Annotated in this window: 27 protein-coding genes and 1 tRNA gene; 15 read left to right on the top strand and 13 right to left on the bottom strand. The window is 64.7% G+C overall.

The window, feature by feature from the left end; all coding sequences use genetic code 11:
• Positions 1 to 46 precede the first annotated feature (46 nt).
• Entirely contained in the window at positions 47 to 334 is a 288-nt protein-coding gene (locus EN869_RS04805; protein ID WP_127225164.1) for a hypothetical protein, read from the top strand.
• Positions 335 to 353: 19 nt separating this feature from the next.
• Here the strand turns inward: EN869_RS04805 and gluQRS are convergent, their stop codons facing one another.
• Complete coding sequence (gene gluQRS, locus EN869_RS04800; RefSeq protein ID WP_127225163.1) at positions 354 to 1,229, bottom strand: tRNA glutamyl-Q(34) synthetase GluQRS; 876 nt, start codon at positions 1,227 to 1,229, stop codon at positions 354 to 356.
• 91 nt (positions 1,230 to 1,320) lie between these two features.
• Between gluQRS and EN869_RS04795 the strand changes: the two genes are divergently transcribed.
• Positions 1,321 to 1,980, top strand: a complete 660-nt coding sequence (locus EN869_RS04795; RefSeq protein WP_127225162.1) for a DNA-3-methyladenine glycosylase — start codon at positions 1,321 to 1,323, stop codon at positions 1,978 to 1,980.
• A gap of 110 nt (positions 1,981 to 2,090) precedes the next feature.
• Complete coding sequence (locus EN869_RS04790) at positions 2,091 to 2,648, top strand: HNH endonuclease (protein ID WP_027167440.1); 558 nt, start codon at positions 2,091 to 2,093, stop codon at positions 2,646 to 2,648.
• A gap of 162 nt (positions 2,649 to 2,810) precedes the next feature.
• Here EN869_RS04790 and EN869_RS04785 read toward each other — a convergent pair whose 3' ends face one another.
• Together EN869_RS04785 and EN869_RS04780 are read right to left on the bottom strand one after the other, a co-directional pair.
• Positions 2,811 to 3,329 (bottom strand): disulfide bond formation protein B, encoded by a 519-nt coding sequence (locus tag EN869_RS04785; RefSeq protein WP_127225161.1) that lies wholly within the window; start codon positions 3,327 to 3,329, stop codon positions 2,811 to 2,813.
• Positions 3,330 to 3,353: 24 nt separating this feature from the next.
• On the bottom strand, positions 3,354 to 3,941 hold the full coding sequence (locus EN869_RS04780; protein WP_127225160.1) for a YqaA family protein: 588 nt from the start codon (positions 3,939 to 3,941) through the stop codon (positions 3,354 to 3,356).
• Between the two features lie 280 nt (positions 3,942 to 4,221).
• On the opposite strand from EN869_RS04780, the gene EN869_RS04775 reads away from it, so the two are divergent.
• Positions 4,222 to 4,306, top strand: a tRNA-Leu gene (locus tag EN869_RS04775).
• Between the two features lie 72 nt (positions 4,307 to 4,378).
• Here EN869_RS04775 and EN869_RS04770 read toward each other — a convergent pair.
• The 6 genes from EN869_RS04770 to EN869_RS04745 all read right to left on the bottom strand — a co-directional run bounded on the left by EN869_RS04770 (position 4,379) and on the right by EN869_RS04745 (position 10,500).
• Positions 4,379 to 5,545, bottom strand: coding sequence for a YncE family protein (locus tag EN869_RS04770; RefSeq protein WP_127225159.1), 1,167 nt, complete (start codon positions 5,543 to 5,545; stop codon positions 4,379 to 4,381).
• Positions 5,542 to 6,336: a creatininase family protein gene (locus EN869_RS04765; protein WP_245489364.1), complete on the bottom strand. Its 795-nt coding sequence runs from the start codon at positions 6,334 to 6,336 to the stop codon at positions 5,542 to 5,544. The genes EN869_RS04770 and EN869_RS04765 overlap by 4 nt, the downstream gene beginning before the upstream one ends.
• Before the next feature lie 60 nt (positions 6,337 to 6,396).
• Positions 6,397 to 7,677 (bottom strand): GNAT family N-acetyltransferase, encoded by a 1,281-nt coding sequence (locus EN869_RS04760; protein WP_127225157.1) that lies wholly within the window; start codon positions 7,675 to 7,677, stop codon positions 6,397 to 6,399.
• Positions 7,677 to 9,080 (bottom strand): lipopolysaccharide biosynthesis protein, encoded by a 1,404-nt coding sequence (locus tag EN869_RS04755; protein ID WP_127225156.1) that lies wholly within the window; start codon positions 9,078 to 9,080, stop codon positions 7,677 to 7,679. Before EN869_RS04755 ends, EN869_RS04760 begins: the two co-directional genes overlap by 1 nt.
• 265 nt (positions 9,081 to 9,345) lie before the next feature.
• On the bottom strand, positions 9,346 to 9,798 hold the full coding sequence (locus EN869_RS04750) for a hypothetical protein (RefSeq protein WP_245489382.1): 453 nt from the start codon (positions 9,796 to 9,798) through the stop codon (positions 9,346 to 9,348).
• A 429-nt stretch (positions 9,799 to 10,227) separates the two neighbouring features.
• Positions 10,228 to 10,500, bottom strand: a complete 273-nt coding sequence (locus EN869_RS04745; protein WP_127225154.1) for a DUF4242 domain-containing protein — start codon at positions 10,498 to 10,500, stop codon at positions 10,228 to 10,230.
• A 294-nt stretch (positions 10,501 to 10,794) separates the two neighbouring features.
• On the opposite strand from EN869_RS04745, the gene EN869_RS04740 reads away from it, so the two are divergent.
• On the top strand, positions 10,795 to 13,380 hold the full coding sequence (locus tag EN869_RS04740; RefSeq protein ID WP_127225153.1) for a LuxR family transcriptional regulator: 2,586 nt from the start codon (positions 10,795 to 10,797) through the stop codon (positions 13,378 to 13,380).
• A 208-nt stretch (positions 13,381 to 13,588) separates the two neighbouring features.
• Here EN869_RS04740 and secA read toward each other — a convergent pair whose 3' ends face one another.
• Positions 13,589 to 16,321 (bottom strand): preprotein translocase subunit SecA, encoded by a 2,733-nt coding sequence (gene secA / locus EN869_RS04735; RefSeq protein WP_127225152.1) that lies wholly within the window; start codon positions 16,319 to 16,321, stop codon positions 13,589 to 13,591.
• A 263-nt stretch (positions 16,322 to 16,584) separates the two neighbouring features.
• On the opposite strand from secA, the gene EN869_RS04730 reads away from it, so the two are divergent.
• Positions 16,585 to 17,499: a peptidylprolyl isomerase gene (locus tag EN869_RS04730; protein WP_127225151.1), complete on the top strand. Its 915-nt coding sequence runs from the start codon at positions 16,585 to 16,587 to the stop codon at positions 17,497 to 17,499.
• A gap of 48 nt (positions 17,500 to 17,547) precedes the next feature.
• Here EN869_RS04730 and EN869_RS04725 read toward each other — a convergent pair whose 3' ends face one another.
• The gene (locus EN869_RS04725) at positions 17,548 to 18,144 is read right to left on the bottom strand and encodes a TetR/AcrR family transcriptional regulator (RefSeq protein WP_127225150.1); all 597 of its coding nucleotides are present in this window, start codon (positions 18,142 to 18,144) and stop codon (positions 17,548 to 17,550) included.
• A gap of 188 nt (positions 18,145 to 18,332) precedes the next feature.
• On the opposite strand from EN869_RS04725, the gene argJ reads away from it, so the two are divergent.
• The 5 genes from argJ (at position 18,333) to EN869_RS04700 (ending at position 21,546) form a co-directional block, all read left to right on the top strand.
• Positions 18,333 to 19,574 carry a bifunctional glutamate N-acetyltransferase/amino-acid acetyltransferase ArgJ gene (gene argJ / locus EN869_RS04720; RefSeq protein ID WP_127225149.1) on the top strand — a complete coding sequence of 414 codons (1,242 nt, stop codon included), beginning with the start codon at positions 18,333 to 18,335 and terminating at the stop codon, positions 19,572 to 19,574.
• Entirely contained in the window at positions 19,574 to 20,353 is a 780-nt protein-coding gene (locus tag EN869_RS04715) for a GNAT family N-acetyltransferase (protein ID WP_189341215.1), read from the top strand. Before argJ ends, EN869_RS04715 begins: the two co-directional genes overlap by 1 nt.
• A complete protein-coding gene (locus EN869_RS04710; RefSeq protein ID WP_127225148.1) occupies positions 20,350 to 20,772 on the top strand; it encodes a (deoxy)nucleoside triphosphate pyrophosphohydrolase in 423 nt (140 codons plus the stop codon). The genes EN869_RS04715 and EN869_RS04710 overlap by 4 nt, the downstream gene beginning before the upstream one ends.
• A gap of 166 nt (positions 20,773 to 20,938) precedes the next feature.
• Complete coding sequence (locus tag EN869_RS04705; protein ID WP_127225147.1) at positions 20,939 to 21,259, top strand: hypothetical protein; 321 nt, start codon at positions 20,939 to 20,941, stop codon at positions 21,257 to 21,259.
• A 107-nt stretch (positions 21,260 to 21,366) separates the two neighbouring features.
• Positions 21,367 to 21,546 (top strand): Flp family type IVb pilin, encoded by a 180-nt coding sequence (locus EN869_RS04700; protein WP_127225146.1) that lies wholly within the window; start codon positions 21,367 to 21,369, stop codon positions 21,544 to 21,546.
• Between the two features lie 145 nt (positions 21,547 to 21,691).
• Here the strand turns inward: EN869_RS04700 and EN869_RS04695 are convergent, their stop codons facing one another.
• Positions 21,692 to 22,564: a methyltransferase domain-containing protein gene (locus EN869_RS04695; protein WP_127225145.1), complete on the bottom strand. Its 873-nt coding sequence runs from the start codon at positions 22,562 to 22,564 to the stop codon at positions 21,692 to 21,694.
• A gap of 64 nt (positions 22,565 to 22,628) precedes the next feature.
• On the opposite strand from EN869_RS04695, the gene EN869_RS04690 reads away from it, so the two are divergent.
• From EN869_RS04690 to EN869_RS04675, 4 genes are all read left to right on the top strand, one after another.
• Positions 22,629 to 23,429, top strand: a complete 801-nt coding sequence (locus EN869_RS04690; RefSeq protein WP_127225473.1) for a ComF family protein — start codon at positions 22,629 to 22,631, stop codon at positions 23,427 to 23,429.
• 76 nt (positions 23,430 to 23,505) lie between these two features.
• Positions 23,506 to 23,769 (top strand): glutaredoxin 3, encoded by a 264-nt coding sequence (gene grxC / locus EN869_RS04685; RefSeq protein WP_127225144.1) that lies wholly within the window; start codon positions 23,506 to 23,508, stop codon positions 23,767 to 23,769.
• 2 nt (positions 23,770 to 23,771) lie between these two features.
• Positions 23,772 to 24,638: a carbon-nitrogen hydrolase family protein gene (locus EN869_RS04680; protein ID WP_127225143.1), complete on the top strand. Its 867-nt coding sequence runs from the start codon at positions 23,772 to 23,774 to the stop codon at positions 24,636 to 24,638.
• The gene (locus tag EN869_RS04675) at positions 24,635 to 25,060 is read left to right on the top strand and encodes a DUF1178 family protein (RefSeq protein ID WP_127225142.1); all 426 of its coding nucleotides are present in this window, start codon (positions 24,635 to 24,637) and stop codon (positions 25,058 to 25,060) included. The genes EN869_RS04680 and EN869_RS04675 overlap by 4 nt, the downstream gene beginning before the upstream one ends.
• A 178-nt stretch (positions 25,061 to 25,238) precedes the next feature.
• Here the strand turns inward: EN869_RS04675 and EN869_RS04670 are convergent, their stop codons facing one another.
• Positions 25,239 to 25,736 (bottom strand): MarR family transcriptional regulator, encoded by a 498-nt coding sequence (locus EN869_RS04670; RefSeq protein ID WP_127225472.1) that lies wholly within the window; start codon positions 25,734 to 25,736, stop codon positions 25,239 to 25,241.
• Positions 25,737 to 25,786 lie beyond the last annotated feature (50 nt).

Here is a 25,786-nt window from a genome sequence, read left to right as displayed (position 1 = left end):
ACCGTGCCAACAGGGGCATGGCGCATCGCCGCGCCATGGTGAAGGCATGTTTTTGCATCTCGATTCGACATCGCTTTTGTTCGGCTTCGCTCTCATTGCCGCTTTCGGCTTCTTCTTCGGCACCGCGCTCGACGCGATCATGAAGGAAGGCGGCTTCGGTCCGACCGGCAACACGCTGCTGTTCATCTTCGGCTTTTTTGCCGCCGTAACGGTCGCCAACAGGCATGGCATCAACCTGAGCGATCCGAAGATGGCAGTTGTCTGGGGGCTGGGCGGCGCCTTTGCCTTCATCAGCGTGCTGGCGCTGATCAAGGCCGGGCTGGCGCGCCTCTAAGTTCCTGGAATTGCTCTGGTCATAATCCGACCAGTCGCGTGACGTCCTGCGGCGACAGGCCCGCCTGCCTCAGCGCGGCAAGGCCGGTGTCCTTGAAGCTCTTGGACAGTTTCCTGCCGTCCGGGCCAAGGATCAGGCGATGATGGAAATAGCGTGGCTGCGGAAGGCCGAGCAGTTCCTGCAGTAGGCGCTGCACGCTTGTCGCCGCATAGAGGTCCTGACCGCGCACGATATGGCTGACGCCCTGCAGCGTGTCGTCGAGGACGACGGCGAGATGATAGCTGGTCGGGATATCGCGGCGGGCGACGATGACGTCGCCCCAGGCTCGCGGTTTTGCTTCGATAGCGCGCGTGGCCGACATCGTTTCGTCCGTGAACTCGGCCCATGACAGGCCAGCCGAGACGCGCGCAATCGCCGCCTCGACGTCCAGCCGCCAGGCGAAAGGCATGTTCTCGGCAATCCGCCGCCTGCGCTCCCTGGCCGGCAGCGCTTTGTCCAGCGGCGGGTAGAGCGGCACGCCGTCCGGATCGCGCGGCCAGCCGCGGCCGCGTTTTTCGGTCTCGGCGATGAAGGCGCGGATCTCGCCCCGGCTCATGAAAGCCGGATAGACGAGTTCCTCAGCGATCAGCCGGTCAAGCACCGCCTGGTATTCGGCAAAATGCTCGGACTGGCGGCGCACCGGCTGCTCCCACCGCAGCCCCAACCATTCGAGGTCGCGCAAAAGGCCGGCTTCGAATTCGGGCGTGCAGCGGGTGATATCGATATCCTCGATGCGCAGCAGCAACCGTCCGCCGGCCCGCGCCGCCATACGCTGGTTGAGCAGGGCGGAATAGGCGTGGCCGAGATGCAGCTCGCCATTGGGGCTTGGCGCGAAGCGGAATGTCAGGAGCGTCATCTCTGAGGCAGCATTCGGGTTGAAAGGCGCTTTTGCCAATTGGTAATTAGCTATCAATTGCCACTTCGCGGGCGCCCTGGGAACAAGCAACGTGCAACGCATCGCCTCGCTCGACGACATTGCGGCAGGGCTCGATGCGCTCTGCCGGATCGACCCCCGGCTGGAGACGGTGCGCGACAAGGCGGGCGAAGTCCCGCTTCGGCTGTCGGAGCCAGGCTTTCAAAGCCTTGCTTCGATTATCGTTTCGCAGCAGGTTTCCCGCGCCAGCGCCGACGCCATCTTCGGCCGACTGATCAAGCTGGTCGATCCGTTGACGCCGCAGGGGATCCTTGCCGCCGGCGAGGACATTTTTCGCGAGGCCGGGCTGTCGCGGCCGAAACAGCGCGCACTGCTCGCGGTCGCCGAAGCGGTGGCCGGCGGACTCGATCTTGATCACCTGTGCACGCTCGATGCCGGCGAGGCGATCGCCGCGATGACGGCTGTGCCCGGCATCGGTCCATGGACGGCCGAATGTTACCTTTTGTTTGCCGCCGGCCACCCCGACGTGTTCCCGGCGCGCGACGTCGCCCTGCAAACGGCGGTCGGCCATGCGCTGGGCATCGAGCCCCGTCCGCCGGAGAAAATGCTTATCCGGCTGGCCGAATCATGGAGCCCCTGGCGGGGTGTAGCGTCGCGGCTTTTTTGGGCCTACTACCGAGAACTGAAGGGCAGGGACGCGGCGCCTCCCGTCGAAATGGCCGAAAAACCCTGAAAATCATGCGTTTTTGGGGATTTGGTCGCATGACAATCCGCTTCACATCCCTGTCATGTCGGGCTTACAGTATCCGCGCCGTTCGGTTCTGGAACCAAGGAGGCAAGGACGTGACGGTTGCCGTATCTCCGGATGGGCTTCCCGCGCTGGTGCTGAATGCGGACTACCGTCCGCTCAGCTATTACCCCCTGTCGCTCTGGTCGTGGCAGGACGCCATCAAGGCTGTCTTCCTCGACCGGGTCAACATCGTCGCCGAATACGAGCACGCCGTCTCCTCGCCGACCTTCTCGATGAAGCTGCCCAGCGTGGTCAGCCTCAAGGCCTATGTGAAGCCGTCCAGGCATCCCGCCTTCACGCGCTTCAACGTGTTCCTGCGCGATCGCTTCCAGTGCCAATATTGCGGTACGCCGGAGGATTTGACCTTCGACCACGTCATCCCGCGCCATCGCGGCGGGGCGACGACCTGGGAGAATGTCGTTGCCGCCTGCTCGCCCTGCAATCTTCGCAAGGGCGGCATGATGCCGGCGCAGGCCAAGATGTGGCCGCTGCAAAAACCCTATCAGCCGACGGTGCACGATTTGCACAACAACGGCCGCCTGTTCCCGCCCAACCATCTGCATGAAAGCTGGATGGATTATCTTTACTGGGATGTCGAACTCGAACCTTGAGATCGTTCGAGAATTCGGGAGGCTGGCCGTCTGAAGCAAGCGTCTGCGCTTCCGGTGCTCACGTACTTTAAGTACGCTCCGCTCCGGTTCTCGACGCTCACTTCATACGACTCATCCTGCCGAATTCTGTGAACGATCTCGCGCCGGCGCTTTGGTGCCGGTTCAATCCCGCGCCAGCGCGCTGCGGAAGGCGACAGCGGCGAGCACGAGGCTTGCGATGGCATTCCAGCCGGCGAGCGACAGGCCAAGGATGCGAAGCGCGGCCTTGTCGCAGGAGGGCGGCACGAATTTGTCGAGCGCGTCGAGCACGCCCTTGCCGCCGGTGTCGACAGGGCCGGCGCCCGCCGTGCAGTCGGTCGGGCCGGCCCACCAATGCCATTCGACGCCGGAATGGTAGACGCCGAGATAGAGGCCGTAGAGCATCAAAAGGCCGCCGATCGCGAGCAGGCCGCGCGTCACCCAGGCGGGCGCGCGCAGCATGGAGGCGATGACCGCCAGCAGCATCAGCGGTGCGCCGACATAGTAGGGGGTGCGCTGCTCGAGGCAGAGGTGGCAGGGGATGTAGCCGCCGATATATTGGAAAGCCAGCGCCGAGCCGACGGTCGCGGCCATGGCGACGGCGAGAAAAAGCGCCGCGCGCGTGCGCTGGCGTCCGGTGTCGGCATTCATGGTCGCGGTCATCGATCGGGTCCGTCTGTTGCGTCGCTATCCGTGGGCGTATCTGACGAGGATATAGAGCAAAATCAGGGCAGCCGCGCCGGCGCCTACAATCAATCCCAAGCGCTTTTCGATGAACTCCCTGATCTCTTCGCCGTAACGGCGCAGCAGCCAGGCAAGCAGCAGAAAGCGGGCGCCGCGCGCCACGATGGCCGCGACGATGAAGACAGCAACGTTGACGTGAAGCGCGCCCGCCAGAATGGTGACCACCTTGATCGGCGGCAGGTGCGCGGCGCCGGATGTGACGAGCAGCACCAGCATCAGTCCGGTGCCCGAGGACTGCCACTTCTCGAACGTCTCAAGGCCGCCGAAATGCTCCAGGATCGGCCGTGCTATTGTGTCGTAGGCATAGTAGCCGATCAGCCACCCGGCAATGCCGCCCAGCACGGAAGCAGCCGTGGCGGTCAGCGCGTAGCGATAGGCGCGTTCGGGCCGCGCCAACGCCATGGGCAGGAACAGCACGTCGGCCGGGATAAAGAACACCGAGCTTTCGACGAAAGCGATGAAGGCCAGCCACCATTCGGCGGATTTGCGCGCCGCCAGCGACAGGGTCCAATCGTAAAGTCCGCGAAGCATCGGCTCTCCTAATGCATGTCGCCCGAAGCGCTTAACGGGTTTTGGGCAACGACAGGCGGGAAGACAAGAACCCAAAGCGCCGCAGTAGGCGCTCGCGGCGGGGGGTATTTCGGCACGTCGCTTGTCTAGAAAGATTTCTCGCGCCGCACAATGGCGGCGGCCCTTACGAAACCGTAAGACGCTGTCTGGCCGAAACGGTGTCCGGCAAATCCGCAACAGGCCAGTTGACGAAACCCCGTCCAACCGTATAGTCCGCGCCCATCCAGGCCGCCCGGCCTGAGCCCCTATGGCGGAATTGGTAGACGCGCTCGACTCAAAATCGAGTTCCGCAAGGAGTGCTGGTTCGATCCCGGCTAGGGGCACCATCCTTCGCTCTGCGAGCTTCGGATGGCAGGCCATCCTTCGCGAGCTTCGGATGGCGGCCATCCCAAAAGATCCTACCGCATATTCCCTGTATGCCCCTGCGAATACCGCCCCGGCTGCGGCCATACGGTGAGGCCGTGCGGCTCGATGCCGACGCGGATTTTCGTCACCGCGCCGCTCGTCGTGTCGATCATGTAGACCTCGCTGTCGAAGCGGCCGGAGAGCCATAGCTGCTTGCCGTCGGCGCTGACATTGCCCATGTCGGGGCTGCCGCCGCCGGGGATCGGCCATTGCGCGACGACCGCGCGCGTGGCGAAGTCGATCACCGTCACGCTGCCCGGACCCTTCGCCTTGCCTTGCTCCATCTTGTGCGAGCCGCGGTTCGAGACATAGAGCCGCTTGCCGTCGCGGCTGACGACGAAGCCATGCGTGCCGATACCGGTCGGGATGAAGCCGATCTCCCTGAAGCTGTCGCCGTCGATCAGGAAGACGCCGTCATTCATCATGTCGGCCACGTAAAAAACCTTGCCGTCGGGCGACAGGCGGATGTCCTGCGGCATGCCCATCTTCGAGAGATCGAGATGGCCGAGCACCTTCTGGTTCTTCAGGTCGATCTTGGCCAACCCGCCATCGCCATATTCGCAGGTGAAGATCGCATAGGAACCGTCGGCCGAAAAATCGGCATGGTTGATGCCGGGGCAGGTCGGCGTCGGCAGGCTCGATTTCAGCGCCATGCTGTGCGGGTCGCGGAAATCGAGCTGCTGCATCGCCTCGTCGACGACGATGGCGGCGCTGCCATCCGGCATGAAATAGAGGTTGTAGGGGTCGTCGACCGGGACCTGCTCGCCGGGCTTGGCCGTCATCGGATCGATCGGCGTCAGGCTGCCATTCTTGCCGGTGCCGTTGTTGGCGACCCAGAGCGTCTTCAAGTCCCAGGAGGGCACGACATGTTGCGGCTTGCTGCCGACATTGAAGCGGTCGACTTCCTTGAGCGTTACACTGTCGATCACCGACACGCTGTTGGAGGAGCGGTTGGGCACATAGACGCGCGGCAGCGCGCCGGTGGTCACGGGGCTGAGATGGCCAGCGGCGGTGTGCCTGTAGATGCTGACGGCGGGCGGCGGCGCGGGATCGCTGCAATCCTCCGGGCAGGAGCCGGCATGCGCTGTAGCGGTCGACAGGATCGTCAGCAGTGCGAGCGGCGCGCCAAGACGGGGGAAGCGCGGAAAAAGATTGATCATTTAGTTTGACTTGCGATGAAGGCGCGAATTGCTTGTGTCGTGCCGTTGACGATAAGATCCACGCCAAGCTGCCCGAATTCCGCCGACGACCTTGCCGGGTCGCCGCCGTAGGCGCCATCCCGGGCGCCGAGCTTGGGGGAGCCGGCGATGCGGTCCTTGCGGACGAGGGATGGATCGATCGCCAGCATCAGCGAGGTGTCGGCCAATCCGGCGTGTGACCCGATCTCGGCTTGCTTGGCGCCTGCGGCCACAAGTTTCTCGCTATAGGGACCCCGCGAGAGCCTATAATAGTCGAGAGCGGCATAGACCCGTGCCGGCGTCTTTGCCCATTCGGCATTCAGTTGGTCGGCCACATGGCTTTCGTCGACCTGGTAGCCGCCGTGGTCGCCCATCAGGACGATGGTCCTGAAGCCATGGTGCCTGAAGCTGCGGGCGGCGGACTCCAGCAGTTGCTCGAAGGTCCTGTCGCTGATGGTGATGGTTCCCGGAAAACGCATGTGGGAGGAGGGCGGATCGATGTTGCCTTCGGGTACATAGGAGATAACTGGCGCTACTAGCGCATTGCCCAGTTTCTCCGCAATCTTGGCGGCCAGGAATTTCACCCGCACATTGTGCTTGCCCAGCGCCATTGCCGGGCCGCTCTGCTCGGTGCCGCCGATCGGGATGATGATCGTGGTCGTTCCGGCCGCAATGACGTCGCGTAGTTCGGTCCAGGTGAGGTCCTCGAGGAAAACAGATGCCTCGGCCGGACTCGCAGCAGACAAGGCCAGTGCCACAGTGAGGCCTGCCATGAACGACCTCAGCGCGCCTCTCCCGATTGTAAGAATCATGCGCCTAAAATCCGCTGACCATCACCGACGCTTCAACAGGCTCCGCATGCGGTTGCGCAGGATGCGCGCCATGTTGCGGGTCTCGCGGTAGAGGTGCAGTTGCGAGCCCGCCTGGCGGGCCAGCCGGTCGGCATCCGGCGTCAGCCCGATCACCAGTGTGCCCATCGGCTTGCGCTCAGCCCATAGCCGGCTCATCACCGGATGGTCCGGCACCGCGCAGGAATCGGTCATGACGATGTTGGGGTCGTCGAGATGCTGCCTGGTCACCTCGATCATCAGCAGCGTGCCCGGCGAAAAGGCGGAGAGCGCCTCGTCATAGGCCGTTTTCCAGGTGTAGGCGATGCCGGCCTCGACGAAGACCACCAGGCAGGCGATGGCACGGCCGTCGAGCGTCAGCAGATGAATGCGGCACATGTCCTGCTCGGCCAGGCGGTGCACGGCCTCACGGGCGAAGGCGGCGCGGTAGCGGTCGATCGCCATGGCGGTGCGTTCGCGGCCTTTCCAGCCGGCCGCCTCCAGCGTCAGGAAGTTTTCGATGGCATGGCGGATCTCGTCCGGCCCGCGCGCCACGACATGCTCGACCTTGCCGAGGTCGGCCAGGCGCCGTTTCAGGCGGCGGAACTCGCGATAGTGATGCGAGCGCAGCGAGGCCTTGAGGTAGGCCTCGCCATCGGCTTCGCTTTCAAGCACCGGACGCTCGACCTTGCCGGTGGTCACCATGGTCAGGCCGCGACTGTCGGCAAAGGAGGTGAGCAGGCTCGCCACCGGGCCGTCGAGGCGCATGTCAGGCAGCACGAAGACTTTTGGCAGCTTGAGGTGCGGCCGCGACAGCATCGAGAAGAAATCCTCGATGACGCCGACCGGATCGTCGCGATCGACCAGCGGCGTGCCGAGCGGCCCGAACGGGCTCGACCATGTGCGCATCACCGGAACGCCGAGCGGGATCGCCGGCCGCTCGACCGAGAACGGCACCAGAAGCCGCAGCCGGTTGCGGTATTCGTCGCCGTCGCGGATCACGGCCAGCCGCACCTCGCGGTCTTCCAGCCGGGGCATTGCCGGCGCCAGGAAGCGCGGGTTGAAGAAGACGTTGGGCTCCGCCGTGCGGGCGCTGAGATAGTCGAGCTCTTCGACGAGGTCGAACCCGGCCGAGGCCGGGTAGATGGCGAGCTTGCGCTCCGGCCTGTTGCTGGCGAAGAGTTCGATATGGGCGGGATCGACCTCGCGCGCCAGGCCGGCAAGGTTGGAGACCATGGCGCCGGCGGGGCCGCCGCTGGTCTCTTCGAGCAACGGGACGGCGGCCATCAGGCGACTTCCTTTTTTGCAGGCATGAAGATCGCCATCACGATGCCGAGCTTGCGCCAGACGGTGAAGGAGAGCGCGCTGGCCTCGAACACCATGGCGAGGCTGGTGGCGATTGCCGCGCCCCAGAGACCGAACAGCGGGATCAAGAGCACGTTGAGTCCGATGTTGAGGGCAAGCGTCATGGCATAGACGGCAGCGCAGATGTTTTGGTTGCCGCTCATGGTGAGCAGGCTTTCGCAGGGGCCGACGGCGGCGCGCGCCACGACGCCCAGGACCAGCAGGAAGAGCAACGGATAGCCGGCGGTGAATTCGGGACCGAACAGCACCAGCATCGGCTCGCCCAGCGCCAGCACCAGCAGCGCCATCAAAAGCGAAGGCCAGAAGGTCCAGGAGACCGTCTCGCGGGCGAAGGTGGCGAGCTTGTCCGGCTCGCCATGGGTGAACTGCGCGTAGCGCTGGGCAACGCCGGCCTTGACCGCGAAATAGACGAAATGCACCAGCGCCAGCGTCTTCACCGTGGCGAAATAGACGGCGACGTCATTGGGATCGAGATAGGCGCCCACCATCAGCACGTCGGCATTGGTGAGCAGGAAGAAGAAGCTCTCAACCAGGAAGATCGGCAGCGAAACCAGGATCCACTGGCCGAAATGCACCGCTATCGGTCCGGCCGGGATTTTCTTCTCCATGCGCGAGCTGACGGCCATCAATTGACCGAGCGTCGTGACATAGGTGGCGGCAATCGAGGCGAAGATCGCGGTCTTGGCGTCGGGCACGTAATGCAGGGCGAGCATCAGCGCCATGAACACCAGGATCAGCACCGGCCGCACCAGATAGGTGGGCGAGAGCGCCAGCAGCGCCCAGGAATTGGCGCGCGCCAGCCCTTGCAGCAGATCGCCCAGCGCGATCATCGGCAGGCAGATGACGCCGAGGATGAAGGGGATGACGTAGTAGTTCTCGATCCAGTCCGAAGCCAGCCAGACGCCTAGCGCGCCAAGGCCCGCGATCAGCGTCGAGGCGACCAGCACGAACAGGCGGCTGGCCAGCACGATGCCGCGCATTTCGGCCAGCATGCCGCGCTCGCGATATTCGGGAATGAAGCGGATGACCGAGGTGTGGAAGCCGAGGCAGGCGAGATTGCCGACGATGACCATCGTCACCCAGACCAGCACCGAGATGCCATATTCGAACGAGCCCATCCAGCGCGCCATCAGCACCTGGCTGACAAAGGCGATGAAGGCGCTGATGATGCGGATGGAGAAGGCGATCAGCGACATGCGCCCGGCTTCGCCGCGCTCGTCGGCGGTGAAGAGCACGGCATCGATACGGCCAAGCAGCGGCCGCATGCGCAGCGCCCAGCGCTGCGGCAAGAACCGCCCGGCAGTCGTTGCCGCGGAAAAGCGCACCCACAACTCTCCGTTTTCCGCCCTTTTTCCAGCGTTCCGGTCTATCCGAAACACCTTAAGAAAGGGTGGGCGGGGTGCTTCCCTTCTCCCCGTCGCTACACGGGAAGAAGGTGCCGGCAGGCGGATGAGCGCCGGCTTTCAAAAATTTGCGTTGAGGCGTGCTCTGTGGGGCAAAGACGACTGCAATCACAAAACGCAGGCACCGCCCCTCATCCTGCCCTTAGGGCCACCTTCTCCCCGTGAAACGGGAGAAGGAAGAGGCGCCTTACATCCCCTGCATCGCGTCGCAGGACACGTTGGGGTTCATGTCGGCGAAGGCGCCGGTCGGGTTCGGCTTCCAGGCCCAGACATGCAACTCGTAGAACGGGCCGAGGCCGTAGCGGTTGGGCGCGGTGTTGAAGTTGAACAGATGGCCTTCGAGCGAGGCCGGCCCTTTCGATGTGATGTATTCGACGGCGATCAGCTTCAGCGTGCCGTCGGCCATCGGCTCGTACATCACCGCTTCGGGCTTGGCGACGTCGACGCCGTCGTCCTTCAGATAGGCGGCGTTGACGTAGTGGATGCCCATGGCGCCGCCGGTGAGGCCGCTGGCGCAGGGGATCGGCGCATAGCCTTCGGCCTTGGCCACCGCGACGTCCTCGAAGCGGCTGTCGAGCGCCCGCACTTTTTCGGCGAGCGGATTGACGGCTTCCGCGGTAGCGGCGCCCGCCATCAGCATGATGATCGAGGCAGAAGCGCCGATAACGCATCTGGTTAAGGTCTGAATACTCATTTCTCTCTCCAATTGCGGCGCGCAAGCAGCGGGCCGGCCGGTCAAAGCCAACTCCGCACGCCGGCGGCGCCTGTCGGTAAAAGGGGATGGTCGCTGGCCCCGACGCGGCGGGATCAGCGGTGATGCCACCAATATTCCCAGTATTCGCGCGGGTTTTCCCCCTCCCTGAGACCGATGTCGCGTCTCAGGTAATCGTCCCGCGGCGGCAGAAGGCGGCGCCGGTTTCGCAAGCGCGAAAGCAGCGCCGACACGGCCCGCCGCATGAGGCCGCGCCGTGGCGGGATAGTATCCGCCGCGGCGGATACACTCTCGCTCCCTGGCACGGCATCAGGTCCGCCGGCGACGGGTATGGTCTGCCCGACATGGTCTTCCCGGTCAGCGATAAAAGTAGGGGTCGAGGACCCGCACCTCCGTGATCTTGTCGACGGGAAGCGAGTTCTTCTGCGCCGTGCTGCGGATCGCCTCCGGCGATGGCGCATCGTAGATGCAGAAGCTTTTGCCCTTGTCGGGCGAGACGAAGGACTGCACCCAGGTGACGCCCTTCTCGGCATTGCGGGCGATGACGCCGCCCATCGCCATGGCGCCGGCATCGTTCATCGGTACGTGCAAGCCTTCCGGGAAAGTGCGTTCAACGAGATAACGTGGCACGATTGTCGTTCCTTTCGTGGATTCTAAGTCTCCGCAATTCCAGACGGAAACCGCTACGCACTTTTCCTGGAATTGCTCTGGGCTCGTTTCGAGCGAGGCGGATCCCACCATTTCCGGAAAGGCCGCGCATCGGAGCCATTCCCCATATTGGCCGGGACGAATCCCTATCTTTGCGACGTTTTATGTGGAAGATGGCACTTCAATGTGTGGAAGGTCACATAGCAGAGCCGTCTCCCAGGCTATCGCGGCGGCGATCCGCCACGATGGAAATTCCGGTTTCGCGAGAGAGTGACGATGCTTCTGGAACGACAGACGCAGTTGCAGCAGATGGACGTCTTGTTGGCGGATGCGACCGCGGGCCGCGGCCGCCTTGTGGTCCTTTCGGGTGAGGCCGGCGCCGGCAAGACGGCGTTGAGCGAGGCGTTTGCAAGCCGGCTGGACGAGGATCTGACCGTGCTTCGCAGCGCCTGCGAGGACCTGTCCATTCCCGATCCGCTGGGGCCGCTCTACGATTTGGCCCGCGAAGCGCAGTGGGAGCCGCCGCGGGCGATCGAAGACCGCGAGCTTCATCGGCTGCCGCTGTTTTCCGAGGCGCTCGAGGTCTTCGAGGCGAAAGGCCCTTGCCTGCTCGTCATTGAAGACCTGCATTGGGCGGATGACGCTACGCTCGATTTCGTCCGTTTCCTCGGCCGGCGCATTGCAAACACGCACATCCTGCTTTTGATCACGGCGCGCACCGACCGCAGCGAGGGGCAGATGCGCGTGCGCCGGGCTCTCGGCGAGATCCCGGCCGGCAATGTCCAACGCATCGACGTGCCGCTGCTTAGCGAAAGGGCGGTGCTCTCGCTTGCCGCGGCGGCCGAGCGCGACGGCGACGCAATCTACCGGGCGAGCGCCGGCAACGCCTTTTTTGTCACCGAGCTGCTCGCCGCCGAGGGCGATGGCGCCCTGCCGGCCAGCGTGCGCGACGCCGTGCTGGCGCGCGCCGAAAGATTGTCGCCGGGTGCCCGTTCGATGCTCGACGCGGTGTCGGTTTTTCCGCGCCGTGCAGACGCATGGGCGCTGAGCGGGCTTTGCGGAATTGCGGCGGCCGGCCAACTTGCCGAATGCGTCTCGCACGGTCTGCTCGAGGATATGGGCGATGCCTACGCGTTCCGGCACGAGATCGCCCGCACGGCAATCGAGATGGCGCTGACGCCGAGCCAGCGCCGCGCCTATAATGAGCGTGCGCTCGCGGCGTTGCGGGAAAACCCGGATGTGGCCAATGCAAGGCTGGTGCACCATGCGGTTGAAGCCCAGAACATCGAGGCGGTGCGCGAGCTCGCGCCGGTCGCGGCGCGCGAGGCCTCCCGCGTCGGCGCGCATCGCGACGCCGCCGGCTATTATGAAGTCGCCCTTCGGTACGCGGATATCCTTCCGATCGAGGAGCGGGCTGAGCTTTATGAAGGCCACGCGTTCGAATGCCACCTGATCGGCCGCATCGACGCGGCCATCGAGGCGCAAGGACAGGCGCGCCAGTTGCGCCAGGCGCTGGGCGACCGGATCAAGGAGGGTGACGCTCTCAGATGCCTGTCGCGCTTTGCCTATCTGCTCGGCGATCGCGAGGCCGCGGACCGGTTCGGTGCGCAGGCCGTGGAGCTTTTGGAAACGGCGCCCGACAGTGCCGAACTCGCCATGGCCTATTCCAATCTCTCGCAACTGGCGATGCTGGCCGAGCGGCTCGAGGAGACGCTTGCGTTCGGCGGCAAGGCCGTCGAGCTGGCGGAGCGGCTCAACCGGGCCGACATACTTTGCCATGCCCTCAACAATGTCGGGGCGGCCGGGCAATGGCTGGACTTCGCCAAGGGGCGGCGCGATCTCGCCCGCAGCCTTGGACTTGCCCTTACGGGCAACTTTCAGGAGCATGCGGCGCGCGCCTTCACCAACTGCGCCTGTGTCGAGATGAACAGGTTCAACCTCACCGAGGCGGCGGCGTTTCTGGATCGCGGCATCAGCTATTGTGTCGAGAACGATCTCGCGACCTGGCGCGATTACATGCGCGGCGTGCAGGCACAGCTACTGCTGAGGCTCGGCCAGTGGGACGACGCCGCGGCCACGGCGCATGAGGTCGTCGACGACGAGGCAACGACGCCACTGGTGCGCTATCCCTCGCTCGTCGCGCTGGCACGCTTGCGCATCCGCCGGGGAGATCCTTCGGCCGAGCCGGTTCTCGACGAGATGAAGCTGTTCCTGGACAAGGGCATGGAGCTGCAACGGCTTGTGCCCTTCGCCGAGGTGATGGCTGAACTGGCATGGCTGGGCGAGGGCGACAGGAATGAAGCGCTGCGCCTGATCGCCCTTGCCGAAAGCCTTGCCCCGACGCGGGCGGTGTTCGGCGAACTGGCGATATGGCGGCAGCTGTTGCTGCCTGAAAGCGATCCGGGCGAGACCGACGGCATGGCTGAGCCGCATCGCCTGCAACTGCTTGGCGACTGGCGCGGCGCCGCCGCGCTCTGGGCGAACATGGACGCTCCCTTCGAACGGGCGCTTGCCCTGCTGCAAGGAGACGAGGCCGCGCGGCGCGAGGCGCTCGATATTTTCGAGGTGCTCGGTGCAAGGCCGGTGGCGCAGCATGTGCGCGGCCTGATGCGGCAGAGCGGGCTGATCCACATCGCCAGGGGCCCGAGGCAGGCGACGCGCGCCAACCAGGCCGGCCTCACGCAGCGCCAGATGGAAGTCCTGCAGCTGATCGAGCGAGGCTTTTCCAACAAGAAGATCGCCGCGCATATGGCAATCTCGCCGAAGACAGTCGATCACCATGTTTCGGCGGTGCTGGAGAAGCTGGAAGCCGTTTCGCGCGGCGAGGCGGCAGCCGCGGCGCGTGCGTCCGGACTGGTGTGACCGTCAATCGATAGGAAAGCCTAAGTCTGGCGCCCCACTGGGATCATGGAAACGTTGGCGCTGCCCCTCATCCGCCCTTCGGGCAGCCGGCCCTTCGCTATCGCTCCGGGCGTTCGTCGTTCGAAAAGCCAAGCAATTGGCTTTTCGTTCCGCCGCGCGGACCACTCCTCACCCTCCCCCCCCGCAAGCGGGGAGAAGGAAAGAAGGGTCAGGCGAAGGCGCCGTGGCAGTGCTTGTACTTCTTGCCGGAGCCGCACGGGCAGGCTTCGTTCCGGCCGATCTTGCCCCAGGTCGCCGGGTTCTTCGGGTCGCGGTTTTCCGGCGCGACGACGGCGGTGGTGTCCTGGCGCATCAGAAGCGCCGTCTCGCCGCCCTGGAAATCGTCCTCGCCGGTCGAGCCGTCGATATGGCTGCCGAACATCTCGGGCGCTTCGGGCGGCGGCGCATCCGCTGCCTGGCGCACCAGCTCGACGCGCATCAGCTGCGCGGTCACGGCCTGGCCCAGATTGCCGAGCAGGCCCTGGAACAGCTCGAAGGCTTCGCTCTTGTATTCCTGCAGCGGGTCGCGCTGGGCATAGCCGCGGAAGCCGACGACCGAGCGCAGATGGTCGAGATTGACGATGTGCTCGCGCCACAGATGGTCGAGCGTCTGCAGCACGACCGAACGCTCGACATAGTTCATGACGTCGGGACCAAAACGGTCGGCGCGCTCCTTGGCGGCGGCGTCGGCGGCAGCCGTGATGCGCTCGCGGATGTCGTCCTCGGCGATGCCCTCTTCCTTGACCCATTGCTCGATCGGCAGCTCGAGGTTGAGATACTGCGCCACCTCCTCCTTGAGGCCGGCGACGTTCCACTGCTCGGCATAGGCGTTTTCGGGGATGTTCTTGGCGACAATCTCCTCGATGACGCCTTCGCGCATCTCGGCAACCGTCTCCGACAGGCCTTCGCCGTCCATCAGCTCGATGCGGCGCTGGAACACCGCCTTGCGCTGGTCGTTGGAGACGTCGTCATATTTCAACAGGTTCTTGCGGATGTCGAAGTTGCGCGCCTCGACCTTCTTCTGCGCCTTCTCCAGCGCCTTGTTGATCCAGGGATGGATGATCGCCTCGTCTTCCTTGAGGCCGAGCTTCTGCAGCATGCCGTCCATGCGCTCTGAGCCGAAGATGCGCATCAGATCGTCCTGCAGCGACAGGAAGAATTTCGAGCGGCCCGGGTCGCCCTGGCGGCCGGAGCGGCCGCGCAGCTGGTTGTCGATGCGGCGCGATTCATGGCGCTCGGTGGCCAGAACATAAAGGCCGCCGGCGGCCAGCGCCTTTTCCTTCAGACGCTCGACGTCGTCGATGATCTCTTTTTCCCGCGCCGCGCGCTCGGGGCCTTCGGGCATGTCGCCCAATTCCTCGGCGATGCGCATCTCGGCGTTGCCGCCGAGCTTGATGTCGGTGCCGCGGCCGGCCATGTTGGTGGCGATGGTGATGGCGCCGGGCTTGCCGGCCTGGGCGACGATGGACGCCTCGCGCTCGTGGTGACGGGCGTTCAGCACTTCGAAATCCTTGATGCCTTCCTTGCGCAGGCGTTCCGCCAGCAGCTCGGATTTCTCGATCGAGGTGGTGCCGACCAGGATAGGCTGGCCACGCTCGCGGGCGTCGCGGATCTCCTTGACGATCGCCTTGTACTTCTCGTCGACCGTTCGGTAGACCTCGTCGTCCTCGTCCTTGCGGGCGACCGGCAGGTTGGTCGGGATCTCGGTGACTTCGAGATTGTAGATGTTGGCGAATTCTTCGGCCTCGGTCAGCGCCGTGCCGGTCATGCCGGAGAGCTTCTTGTAGAGGCGGAAGTAGTTCTGGAAGGTGACGGAGGCCAGCGTCTGGTTCTCCGGCTGGATCTGCACATGTTCCTTGGCTTCGAGGGCCTGGTGCAGGCCTTCCGAGTAGCGGCGTCCAGGCATCATGCGGCCGGTGAACTCGTCGATAATGACGATCTCGCCGTTGCGCACGATGTAGTCGCGGTCCTTCTGGAACAGAAGATGCGCCTTCAGCGCATTGTTGACGTGGTGGACGATGGCGACGTTCTCTACGTCGTAGAGCGACTCGCCCTTCAAGAGGCCGGCGTCGCGCAGCATGTTTTCCAGCTTCTCAGTGCCGTCCTCGGTGAAGATCGTCGTCTTCTGCTTCTCGTCGACCTCATAGTCGGCCGGGCCGAGCCTCAGCATGAAGGCGTCGATGGTGTTGTACATTTCCGAGCGGTCCTCGAGCGGACCGGAAATGATCAGCGGCGTGCGCGCCTCGTCGACCAGGATGGAATCGACCTCGTCGACGATGGCGTAGGAATGTCCGCGCTGCACCATCTGCGCGCGCTCATACTTCATGTTGTCGCGCAGATAGTCGAAGCCGAGCTCGTTGTTGGTGGCGTAGGTGACGTCGCACGCATAGGCGTCGCGGCGCTCGTCGTCGGAAAGGCCGTGGACGATGATGCCGACGGTCAGGCCGAGGAATTTGTAGACGCGGCCCATCCATTCGGCGTCGCGCTTGGCGAGGTAGTCGTTGACAGTGACGACGTGCACGCCCTTGCCGGCCAAAGCGTTGAGATAGACCGGCAAGGTGGCGACCAGGGTCTTGCCCTCGCCGGTGCGCATCTCGGCGATGCCGCCATTGTGCAGCACCATGCCGCCGATCAATTGTACGTCAAAAGGCCGCATGCCGAGCACGCGGCGGGCCGCTTCGCGCACCGTGGCGAAGGCCGGGACCAGGAGATCGTCGAGCGAAGCGCCGTTGGCGAGATCCTGGCGGAATTTTTCCGTGCGGCCCCTGAGATCGGCGTCGGAAAGCGCCCGCATCTCGTTTTCCATGGCGTTGATGGCTTCGACCCTGGGCCGGGTCGCCTTGACGCGGCGATCATTGGAAGAACCGAAAACCTTACGGGCGAGACCGCCGAGACTGACCATCCAATGGTCCTTTCGATAGCAATTTTGGCCGTTTGCGACAGGCGCCTGGCGGGCCCATCAAATCCGCGTGAATGCGGACAAACGCAAAAAGCGCCCGGAAAACGGTTCTGGACGCCAAGTCGTTGGACAGATAAGAGGGGGCTCAATCGATGTCAACGCCGCGTTAGCCCTACGGGCAGCGCCAAATTCCGCCACAATCCGACTGATCTGGAACCCTTCCGCTCACGCGATCCTTATTGGCAATCCCATTGGAGTTTATCTTGATGTCCCTGTCGTTCCGCCGTGCCTCGCTCGCCAGCCTCGGCCTGGCCTTCGGGCTCTCGGCTCTTTGCCTGTCGCCGCTGATGGCGCAGGAGACCGCGCCGGCCCAGCCGGATGCCGCCGCTCCCGCGGCTCCGGTCGATCCCAATGCCGTGGTTGCCACCGTCAATGGCGAGAAGCTGACCGAGGCCGACCTGCAGCTCGCCGAAGGCGAACTGTCGCAACAGTTCGCGCAGCTGCCGCCCGAGCAGCGCCGCGCGGCCGCGCTTTCGGCGGCGATCGAAATTCGCGTCATGGCCAAGAAGGCCCTCGATACCGGCCTCGACAAGGATCCGGACTTCCAGCGCCGCATGGCTTTCCTGCAGGCGCGCGCCCTGCATGGCGCGGTCGTCGAGAAAGAAGTGGTCGACAAAGTAACGGACGCCGAGGTGCGCGCCCGCTACGACCAGGAAATCGCCAACACGCCGCCGGTCAATGAAATCCACGCCCGCCACATCCTCGTGAAGACGAAGGAAGAGGCCGACGCGATCATCAAGCAGCTCGACGGCGGCGCCGACTTCCAGAAGCTTGCCAACGAGCACACCAGCGATCCGAGCGGCAAGACCAATGGCGGCGATCTCGGCTGGTTCGGTCCGGGGCAGATGGTGCCGGAATTCGACAAGGCGGCGTTCGCGCTCGAGGTCGGCAAATATTCGAAGGAGCCGGTGCAGTCGCAGTTCGGCTGGCACGTCATCAAGGTCGAGGACAAGCGCGCCAAGCAGCCGCCGGCCTTCGACGACGTCAAGGACCAGGCCAAGCAGGCCGTGATCCGCGACAAGTATTTCGCCATGGTCAAGGACCTGCGCGCCGCCGCCAAGGTCGAGATTCCGGACGAAAAGCTCAAGAAGGCCATCGACGCGCTGGAAGGCAGCAAGTAATCCGCCGCCGGCCGATCGTTTGCAAAGGGCGCCTTCTGGCGCCCTTTCTTATGGGACGCGGGCTATCCCTCGCACCACATAGCGCACGGCGGCGCGGATCGCGGCTTCGTCCTCGTCGAGGCGGTTGCTCAACAGATGCCGCCAGGCATAGGCAGCGACCAAGTCGGCGACGATCCCGGTATCGACATTCGCCGCCACCTCGCCGCGCGCCTTGGCGCGCTCGATCATCAGGCCCGTGTGGCTGCGGCGCCCTTTCGAGTATTCGGCAAGCGCGGCCGCGGCCGTCTCGTCCGATTGCGCCTCGGCAATCAGCGAGCGGAAGACGTTGCCGGACGGGGTGTCGCGCCAATGCGCGAACAGGTTCCTGAGGAAGCCGGCCAGATCATCCTCGACGTTTCCCGTGTCGGGCGTCTCGACATGCTTCTGGCGCTGGTAGACTTCGATCAGCAGCGCCGCCTTGCTCGGCCACCAGCGATAGATGGTCGGCTTTCCCGCCCGCGCCCGCCGGGCGACGGCCTCGATCGAGAAGCCGGCATAGCCGGCCTCGCGCAGCACCGCCTCGGCCGCCTCGACAATGGCGTCGGCGCTCTCGGGATTGCGCTTTGCGCCGATCGACTTGCGCCCGCGGGCGGCGACCTCGCCCATTCCGTTGTTCCTTAGCCGGTGAATCTGCCGCCAATCATATTGGCTTCGCGGCTGAAACGAAACGATCCGTTTTCGGTTGCAGGACGGCCGGTTCGGCCGACGGCGCGCGGCCAGAACGCCCCTTGCGCCGGGGCGCGCTATCGGGCAAACCGGCCTTCCTTTCGCTTTATTGCCGCTCCGGGGTCATGATGTCCGCTACGATTTCGCCGCTCGCACCCAAGAAATACCCGAAGATGCCGGTCATCGAGGGCGTGCGCATCGCGACCGCCGAAGCCGGCATCAAATATCGGAATCGTACCGATCTGCTTGCCATGGTCTTCGATCCGGGCACGGCCGTCGCCGGCGTGTTCACCAGGTCGAAATGCCCGTCGGCGCCGGTCGACTTCTGCCGTCAGAATCTTTCCGCCGGCAAGGCGCGCGTGCTGGTGGTCAATTCCGGCAACGCCAACGCCTTCACCGGCAAGAAGGGCAAGGCTTCGACGGCGCTGACCGGCGAGGCGGCGGCCAAGGCCGCCGGGTGTTCCGAGAGCGAAGTGTTCCTGGCCTCGACCGGCGTCATCGGCGAGCCGCTCGACACGACCAAGTTCAGCCATCTGCTCGCAGGCCTGGTCAAGGGCGGCAAGCCGGATCTCTGGACCGAGGCGGCCAAGGCCATCATGACCACGGACACCTATCCGAAGGTGGCGACGGCGACGGTCAAGCTCGGCGAGACCGACGTCACCATCAACGGCATCGCCAAGGGCGCCGGCATGATCGCGCCCGACATGGCGACGATGCTCTCCTTCATCGCCACCGACGCGCCGATCGCCGCTTCCGTGCTGCAGGACCTGTTGTCGCGCGGCACGGCCAAGACCTTCAACGCGGTGACCGTCGATAGCGACACCTCGACCAGCGACACGCTGCTTTTCTTCGCCACCGGCAAGGCCGCCGCGCGCGGCGCGCCGGCGATCAGCGATGCCAAGGACGCGCGGCTCGGCGCGTTCCGTCGGGCGCTCGGCAAGGTCTTGAAGTCGCTGGCGCTGCAGGTGGTGCGCGACGGCGAGGGCGCGCGCAAGCAGGTCGAAGTCACCGTGACCGGCGCCAAATCGGCGCGCTCGGCCAAGCGCATCGCGCTGTCGATCGCCAATTCGCCGCTGGTCAAGACGGCGGTCGCCGGCGAGGACGCCAATTGGGGCCGCGTCGTCATGGCCGTCGGCAAGGCCGGCGAGCCGGCCGACCGCGACCGGCTGTCGATCTGGTTCGGCGACAACCGCCTGGCGCATGAGGGCGAGCGCGACCCGGCCTACTCCGAGGAGGCGACGTCGGCCTATATGAAGCGCGACGACATCCGCATCCGCGCCGATATCGGCATTGGCCGCGGCAAGGCGACGGTGTGGACTTGCGACCTCACCAAGGAATACGTCGCCATCAATGGCGACTACCGGAGCTGATGGCGCCAGTGTCCAGGCATCCGGCAAGCGTGCTGGCGGTGGTGCGCCGCTACGAGGCGGCGGGGTTTCGCGCCTGGCCTGCGGCGGCCGTCCATTATGACGGGACCTGGGTGGTGCGGCTCACCGCCGGGCACCCGGCCAAGCGCCTGAACTCGGTCAATCCGCTCGATCCGGGCGACACGCACGCCATCGAGGAGCGCATCGGCCGCGCGGCGCGCCGCTTCGACGCCTATGGCCGACCGCTGACCTTTCGGATGTCGCCGCTGTCGGGGCAGGTGCTGTCCACCCACCTCGACAAGGCCGGCTGGAACAGGTTCGACGAATCCCTGGTGATGCGGCTGCCGCTGAAAGAGGTCGAGCTTGGCGCGGCCATGGACCAGATCCCGCTCAAGGACATCAGCCGCTTTATCGGCGCATCGCTCAAGACCGGCGGCTCGGACGCCTCGCTGCGGCCTGGCCTGTCCGAGGTCATCGGCGCCATCCAGCCGGAAGCGGGGCTGTTCGCGCTCGAGGATGGTAACGAGCCGCTGGCGACGCTGATCTGTGTTCATGACGGGGATCTTGCCGGGCTGTTCGAAGTCGCCACCGAAAAGTCGGCGCGCAAGAAGGGCCACGGCCGCAACCTCATTCTCTCCGCGCTCAAATGGGCGCGGCTGCGCGGCGCGCGCGAGGCCTGGCTGCAGGTCGAGGCCGGCAACGCGCCGGCGCTCGCCCTCTACCGGTCGCTCGGCTTCGAGGAAGTCTATCGCTATCACTATCGACGGCCGCCGGGCGCATGAGCGAGGTCAAGTCAACCGGAAAGCGGCTGCTGCTGGTCGCTGCCTGTGCGCTGGTCGACGCCGACCGGCGCGTGCTTCTGGCTCAGCGCCCGCAGGGCAAGCAACTGGCCGGCCTGTGGGAGTTTCCGGGCGGCAAGGTCGAGCCCGGCGAGACGCCGGAGGAGTGCCTCGTCCGGGAGTTGCAGGAGGAACTCGGCATCGAGACCGAGATTCCGTGCCTGGCGCCGCTCACCTTCGCCAGCCATTCCTATGACGATTTCCATCTCCTGATGCCGCTCTATGTCTGCCGCCGCTTTCGCGGCATCGCGCAACCGAAGGAAGGCCAGGGGCTGAAGTGGGTCCGGCCAAAACAGATGCGCGATTATCCGATGCCGCCGGCCGATGCCCCGCTGATCCAGTTCCTCATCGACCTCTTGTGATTTCGCGGCCTGCTTTCGTGGCGGCCCACCGCTCTTGGAAACGGCGAGCGTTTCGCGCTGTTTCCGCAGCTGCTTTAGCCAGCGTTAATGGAAGATTTATCTCGACGTGAAAAATTGCGCGAAGCCGTTCGCGCGGCGAGACGGTCGACGACTTGGGAAACACGGCATGAGCCTTCAAAGAGACTGGGACTCGATCCGGCCCGACCGCGGCTTTCGCGCGGTGGATGCCGGCATGGGCATCCTACGGATCACGCTGCTGTTCGGCTCGGCCGCAGTGGCGCTGGCGCTGATCGCGACGCCTTTCCTGGACAACCAGATCCGGCCGCAGAGCGCCCGCGACGGCTTCGTCGGCGGGCTCGACATGACCGCCACCGGATCGATCGGCCATCGCACCAATACATATACGCTTCGCCGCAGCGTGCTGCAGCCATTGCCCAGTTCAGTCTGCGTCATCCGCAATGACGGCAGCCACAGCGGCGAGTGCTGACTTGGTTAATGAATTTAGGGCTCGGCGGCATTTCACTCGCTGTTAAGCTTTTGCCGTTAACCTTTCTTAACGGGTAGCGCATTAGAATTTCTGCATGAGGGATGACCATGAAAAACCTGTTGCAGCAATTCATTGAAGACGAAACGGGCGCGACGGCCGTCGAATATGGCCTGATCGTCGTGGTGTTGTCGCTCGCCATCATCGCCGGCGTCCAACAGGCGGCCGATGGACTCGTGTGGCTGTTCACCGACAACAACAGCAAGCTCGCCAACGCCTTCGCTCATTAGAGTGTTCCACCGTTTCACGGAAACGGCGAACCGCTCTAACTCTTTGTTTTGACGCAATTCCGGACGAGGGCTACGGCGAAGTCGTCGAGCCTGACCGCTCACACTTTTTCCTGGAATTTGCCCTGGAGCTGTTTCCGGGGCGGGTTCAGCTCTTCGGCGGATTCTCCAGGATTGCCTTCAGCGAGACCTTGGCCGATCCCGGCTTGAGCGGCTTTTGCTGCGAGGCATCCGGCGCCCAGCCGGACATCCAGACGATCGAAAAGCTGGCGCGGATACGGCCATCCGGGTCCGAGAACCGTTCGGCGTAGATTTCGGCGGCCCGGGCAAACAGGCGTCTGCTTCCTGGCCGCCGGCTGCGATCGATGAGCGCGCTGGTTTCACCCATGGCGCGCAGATCGGCGACAAGATCGAAGAGCGTATCGTAACGCACCACGACCGTTTCGACATCGGCGACGGGCAATGCCAAGCCGGCGCGCTGCAGCAGCGCGCCTGCGTCGCGCACGTCGGTGAAAGGAAAGATGCGCGGGCTCGCGCCGCCGTGGAGCTCCGTCTCGGCCGCCAGCATGCTCTCGCGCAATTCCGCCAGCGTGCCGGCGCCGGCGAGAGCGCCGAGGAACAGTCCGTCCGGTTTCAGCGCACGTCGGATCTGGGCAAGCACGCCGGGAATATCGTTCATGGCGTGCAGCGAGAGCAGGGAGACGGCAAGATCGAGGCTTGCGTCCTCGAAGGGCACGGTCTCCGGCGGCACCACAAGACCGGGGCGGCCTGCAAGAAACGCTTCGTCCATCTCGACGCGCAGGATTTCGCCGACCTTGCCGCTGCTTGCGAGCACTTCCGCAGCCGCCGATGTCTGGCAAAACAGCGCGGCCGCCTTGCCGAAGCGGCGCTCGACGGCGTCCAATCTGTCGGCAAGATCTTCCGCCGCGCGCCGCATCAGGAAATCGGCCCCTTCGACGGGGCGGGCGAGCGCCCGGCGCTTGCGCGCAAGCCAGATCTCAGTGTCGATCAAGGGCTGCAATGAAATCTTCCTGTTGTCCCCGCGGGCCGCGGTGGTGTTAAGGTGGCGCGGGGTTTCCAATCACGTGGCCGATCCGGTGCGCAAGATCAAGACCAACGCGGTCCAGGATATGGCGCGGCAGGCGCTGGCCTGGCCGGCGCGCCTGTTGTTTCCGCCGGTTTGCGCTGGCTGCCGTCGCCATGTGTCGCAGCCTGGCGTGTTGTGTGGCGCCTGCTGGCCGAAGCTTCGGCTGCTGGAGAAGCCCTGGTGTCCGGTGATGGGCACGCCTTTCACGCATGACATGGGCGAGGGGTTTCTGTCGGCGGAAGCGATCGCCGATCCGCCACCCTTCGAGCGGGCGCGGGCGGCTGTCCTCTATTCGGGCGTGGCGCGGCAGATGGTGCAGGGTCTGAAATATCAGGACCGCACCGACCTCGCGCCCTGGATGGCGAACTGGATGGTCCGCGCCGGAGCCGAGTTGATCGCGGAGGCCGACCTGGTCGTGCCGGTGCCGCTGCATTGGCGGCGCTTCTTCCGGCGCCAGTTCAACCAGTCGGCCGAACTCGGACGGGCCGTTTCAAAGCTCAGCGGGCTGCCCTTCTCGCCATCCGCGGTCAGGCGCGTGAAGCTGACGCGCCAGCAGGTCGGGCTCGAACGGCATGAGCGCGAGGAGAATGTGCGCGCTGCCTTTCGCGTGCCGGCGGACGCCGAGATCGAAATCGCCGGCCGCCGAGTGCTGGTGGTCGACGACGTCTACACCACCGGCGCCACTGTAAGGGGGGTCGCCAAGGCGCTGAAGCGGGGCGGCGCCGGTGCGGTCGACATCCTGACTTTCGCCCGCGTCCTGCCTGGGGACTTTCGGCCCGATGACTCCGCGACTATATAGGTCTGAGTTGTTTGTTTTGCCGCATGTCGTTTTCGTACAATCATTGGACGGCGTGCGTGAGCAGGATTGCCGGCCAATGGCTGATGTGACGATCTATACTCGAATGATGTGCGGCTACTGCAATGCCGCCAAGCGGCTGCTCGACCGCAAGGGCGTGGCCTATACCGAGCATGATGCCTCGTTCTCGCCCGAACTGCGCCAGGAAATGATTTCCAAGGCGCATGGGCGAACCACTTTTCCGCAGATTTTCATCGGCGGCACGCATGTCGGCGGCTGTGATGACCTCCACGAGCTGGAGTCGCAGGGCCGGCTGGACGCGATGCTCGTAAACGGGAGCTGATCATGGGTATTTTCAAAGCCGCCGCCGTTCAGATGCGGTCGGGCACGAGCCCGGAGCGCAACGCCGCCGACATGGAAATCCTCGTCCGCCAGGCTGCCGGTCAGGGCGCGACCTATGTCCAGACGCCGGAAATGACCGGTGCGCTGGTGCGCGACAAGGAAGCGGGCGCGGCCGCTTTTACCACCGAGGACAAGGACATTGTCGTCGCAACGGCGCGCAGGCTGGCGAAGGAGCTCGGCATCTACCTGCACATCGGCTCGACGGCGATTCGCCGGGCCGACGGAAAGCTCGCCAACCGCGCCTTCCTGTTTTCGCCCGACGGGGCCGTGATCGCCGGCTATGACAAGATCCATATGTTCGATGTCGATCTCGACAATGGCGAGAGCTGGCGCGAATCCGCTTCCTACGAGCCGGGAACGGAAGCGGTGGTGACCGATATCAACGGCGCGAAGCTCGGCTTTGCCGTCTGCTACGACCTGCGCTTCCCGCAGCTGTTTCGAGCCGAAGCGATGGCCGGGGCCGAGGTGCTGACGGTGCCTGCCGCCTTTACGCGCCAGACCGGCGAGGCGCATTGGCACGTGCTGCTGCGCGCCCGCGCCATCGAGAACGGCGCCTATATCATCGCTGCTGCCCAGGGGGGCCTGCATGAGGACGGCCGCGAGACCTATGGCCATTCGCTGGTCGTCGATCCGTGGGGGCGCGTCATCGCCGAGGCCGCGCATAACGAGCCGGGTGTGATCGTCGCCGAGATCGATCCGGCGCAGTCGCTCGCCGCGCGCCGTAAGATCCCCAATCTGAAGAACGCGCGCGACTTCACCGTCAATGCCGGCGCGGGCGAAGCGCCGCGCCTGAGGGGTGCAGCCTCTTGATCCGTTTTTCCCTGATCTGCGAGCACGAGCACGAGTTCGAGGCGTGGTTTCGCAGCAATGACGACTTCGACACGCAAAAGAAGCGCGGCTTCGTCGATTGCCCGAGCTGCGGCTCGCACAAGGTCGAGAAGGCGCTGATGGCGCCGGCCGTCTCGACCTCCCGCAAACAGGAAAAGGTCGCGCTCGCCATGGGTGAGGCGCAGAAGCAGGCGCTTGCGCAGCTGAAGGCGCTGGCCGAGAAGGTGCGCGAGAATGCCGACTATGTCGGCGACAAGTTCGCCGAGGAAGCGCGCAAGATCCATTTCGGCGAAACCGATGCGCGCGGCATCTATGGCGAAGCGACACCGGAGGAGGCGCAGAGCCTCGTCGAGGACGGCGTCGAGTTCATGCCGATACCGAGCTTTCCGGACGACCGCAACTGAGGTGTGTCGATATTCAGGTGAGGCCGGCCTGCAAATGTCGGTTTCCTGCGCTTCCGGTGCTCACGTACTTAGGTACGCTCCGCTCCGGTTTCTCGGAATCCGTCATTTTCGGCGCGGCCTGACCTGAATCTCAACACACCTTGGTGGAAGCTCAGGAAGGCAGAAATCAAGATACGCTCTAAGCAGTGGTTTGGCCTAAGCTCCCGATCAGTTTTTCCAACAGTTTCGCCAACATCTCCCGGTCCTCGCGCGTGAGGCCGGCAAGGATTTCGTGCTCGTTGGCGACGTGGGCGGTGAGTGCGGTGTCGGTGAGCTCGAGGCCCTTCGCGGTGAGCTGCACGACAACCCCGCGCCGGTCGCTCGGGTGTGGCGCGCGTTGGGTCAGACCGGCATTTTCCAGACGATCGAGGCGGGCGGTCATGGCGCCAGACGTCACCATCGTCGCCTCGTAGAGCTCGGTCGGCGTCAGCGCATAGGGGGCACCCGACCGGCGCAGCGTTGCCAGCACGTCGAATTCGCCGGGTTGCAGCCCGAAGCGGGCGAAGACCGGCGCCAGCCGGTCGCGCGCGATCAGCGACGACGCTTCATTCAGCCGTCCGATTACCCCCATCGGCGACACGTCGAGATCCGGCCGCTCCCGCCGCCACTGTTCCATGGCCCTGCCTGCTCGATCCATATCGCTCACCGCAAAGTATCTTGACATCAAGAATCTTTACGCTATCTTAC

Source organism: Mesorhizobium sp. M2D.F.Ca.ET.226.01.1.1 (assembly GCF_004022705.2).
In the GTDB taxonomy this organism is placed as follows: domain Bacteria; phylum Pseudomonadota; class Alphaproteobacteria; order Rhizobiales; family Rhizobiaceae; genus Mesorhizobium.
The sequence above is the reverse complement of the archived record's forward strand: the minus strand, read 5'-3'. Positions and strand labels throughout refer to the sequence as shown.